Annotated in this window: 1 pseudogene; it reads right to left on the bottom strand. The window is 71.9% G+C overall.

Features of this window, described 5'->3' with window-relative positions:
* Nucleotides 1-456, bottom strand: a pseudogene (locus G3I78_RS48250) (hypothetical protein); the annotation flags it as partial.

The following is a 456-nucleotide window of genomic DNA, read 5'->3' as shown; positions in this document are numbered from 1 at the left end:
GAGGGAGACGGTGATCTCGGGGATCGTGCGCGGGGTGCGGGCGGCGGCCCAGTCACTGCGGGCGTGGGCGTCGAGCGTGGTCTGTTGCTCGACGGTGGTGTAGTCGCTGGTGCCGTCCAGCCGTGGCCAGCCGGCGGCGTGCGCGGCCTCGTCGAGGAGTACCTCGGACATCAGCGGGACGGACTCCGCGGAGGCGTTGGTGTTGGTGGACGCGCCCCGGGACTGCCACACGGTGGCCTGCGTGGTGGCGTCCACGGGCCAGGAGTAGGACAGGACCGGTCCGGGCCGGGTCAGGACGATGTCGCTCGTCCCCGTCCGGATGACCGGATGGCCCAGCTGCAACCGTTTGATTCGGTGGCCGGTGACGGGGTCGCGGTGGGCGCTGATCCGCCACTCGAACCCGCCCTCGACGGCGGCCAGGTCGTCGAGGATCTCCCGGACGGTCCGCAGGTCGTA

This window comes from Streptomyces sp. SID13726, from assembly GCF_010548375.1.
GTDB lineage: Bacteria > Actinomycetota > Actinomycetes > Streptomycetales > Streptomycetaceae > Streptomyces.
Note: the sequence above shows the minus strand (reverse complement) of the source record. Positions and strands in the feature narration are given on the sequence as shown.